The organism is Pontimicrobium sp. MEBiC01747, from assembly GCF_053601635.1.
Genome location: NZ_JBSHNS010000174.1, coordinates 1 through 2,473, shown reverse-complemented (window position 1 = coordinate 2,473; position 2,473 = coordinate 1). Strand labels below are relative to the sequence as shown.

General features: G+C 33.7%; 2 protein-coding genes. Both read left to right on the top strand.

All coding sequences use genetic code 11. The annotated features are described in order from the left end of the window. Positions 1-1,493, top strand: a 1,493-nt coding sequence (locus ACVC2P_RS05410) for a PIG-L family deacetylase (RefSeq protein WP_452597455.1), incomplete at its 5' end; no start/stop codon positions are given. A 3-nt stretch (positions 1,494-1,496) separates the two neighbouring features. Beyond that, positions 1,497-2,473: beta-N-acetylhexosaminidase (locus ACVC2P_RS05405; RefSeq protein ID WP_452597454.1), on the top strand; the 977-nt coding region annotated here is incomplete at its 3' end.

Sequence of the window (2,473 nt, the reverse complement as noted above, 5' to 3'; positions counted from 1 at the left end):
ATTACGAAATGAAAATTAAAGCCGTAGGTGGGTTAGATTTTCAATTGCTAGGTATTGGTAGAACGGGACATATTGGGTTTAACGAACCAGGGTCTCACTTAAACTCAGGAACAAGAATAATTACTCTAGATCATATTACGCGAATAGATGCTGCACCAGCTTTTTTAGGAATAGACAATGTGCCTAGAAAAGCAATTACAATGGGTATTGGAACTGTTCGTGATGCCAAAAGAATAGTACTACTAGGTTGGGGAGTAAACAAGGCAGAAATACTTAAAAAAACAATAGAAGGCACTATAACATCAGACGTGCCTGCTACTTATTTACAACACCACAACAATACAACATTTGTTCTAGATAAAGAAGCCTCCGAAGCTTTAACCCGAGTAAAGACACCTTGGTTAGTAACCTCTTGTGTTTGGAATGAACCCTTAAAATTAAAAGCGGTAGTATGGCTTAGCGAAATGCTTAATAAACCTATTTTAAAACTTACAGATAAAGATTATAACGATAATGGAATGTCTGGACTTTTAACAGAAGAAGGAACTGCCTACGATTTAAACATTAAAATGTTTAATAAATTACAGCATACCATTACTGGTTGGCCAGGAGGAAAACCTAATGCCGACGATTCCAATAGACCAGAACGCTCTTCGCCAGCTAAAAAAAAGGTAATTATTTTTAGCCCGCATCCAGATGATGATGTCATTTCTATGGGAGGCACTTTCGATAGATTGGTTGAGCAAGGACATGAAGTACATGTTGCATACCAAACCTCTGGAAATATAGCAGTATCTGATGAGGAAGCTTTAAAATTTGCTGAAATTTCTAAAGACATTAATGCCAATTCTAAAGAAGTTAATGAAATAATAGACTTTATAAAAAATAAGAAAAACAATGGTGAAAAAGATTCTTTAGCAGTAAGAAAATTAAAAGGGTCTATACGTAAAAGCGAATCGTTAGCAGCTACAAGATATTTAGGTTTACCAGATGCTAATGTTCATTTTTTAAACCTTCCATTCTATGAAACAGGAACTATAAAAAAAGGAAACCTTACAGAAAGAGACATAGCAATTACTTGCAATTTAATAGACAAAATTAAGCCCAATCAAATCTATGCAGCAGGAGATTTAGCAGACCCTCATGGAACTCATAAAGTATGTTTAGATGTTCTATTTATTGCTATAGATCATTTAAAAAACAACTTGTACATGAATGATTGCTGGGTTTGGCTTTACAGAGGAGCATGGCACGAGTGGGAATCGTACGAAATAGATATGGCTGTCCCTATGAGTCCCGATCAAGTACTGAAAAAAAGACACGCTATTTTTTACCATCAATCTCAAAAAGACGGCGTTATGTTTCAAGGTGATGATTCTAGAGAATTTTGGGTACGAGTAGAAGATAGAAATAGACTAACAGCAAAAAAATATAATGATTTAGGATTGGCAGATTATGCTGCAATTGAAGCATTTAAGCGTTATTACTTTTAGTATATGAATAGAATAATTTTTTTAGCGGTTTTTGCATTAACCTATACATTACACGCGCAAAGCGAGTTAATGGAAAAGTATAATTTAATGCCATGGCCAAAAAAGATAGAAACAACAACAACTAATTTTTTAATTAATAGCAACGTTACGATCTCTATAAATGGAGCAGACGAAGGTAGAGTTTGTAATGTTGCTACTAATTTTCTTAGACGATTAACAAATAGAACAGGAGTATTTATAGATAACGGCTTTCCATTATATAATAAACCGGCTTCAATAGAAGTGACATTTAAAACGGTTGCCAGTTTAAATATTAATACAGACGAATCATATAATTTAATAGTAAATAGTAATAACATACAAATCACTTCAAATACAGATGTTGGTGCTATAAGAGGATTGGAAACATTATTACAACTAACTAATTATAATGAAAACGGTTATTATTTTGAAGGCGTAACCATAAGCGATTCTCCTAGATTTGTATGGAGAGGTTTAATGATTGATGCGGCTAGACATTTTCAACCTATAGATGTTATAAAAAGAAATCTGGATGCAATGGCATCAGTTAAATTAAATGTGTTTCATTGGCATTTAACAGACGATCAAGGATTTAGAGTAGAATCTAAAACATACCCTAAACTTCAAGAGTTAGCATCAGATAAACAATACTATACACAAGAGCAAATTAAAGATGTTGTAGCATATGCTACAAACTTAGGAATTAGAGTAGTACCAGAATTTGATGTCCCAGGACATGCCTCTGCAATATTAACAGCCTATCCAGAATTAGGAAGTAAGGAGGATTACAATTATGCCATAGAGCGTTATGCAGGCGTTTTCGACCCTACTTTAAACCCAACAAAAGATATTACATACACGTTTTTAGAAAATCTTTTTACAGAGATTACACCACTATTTCCAGATGAATATTTTCATATAGGAGGAGATGAAAACGAAGGGAAACATTGGGATGAAAA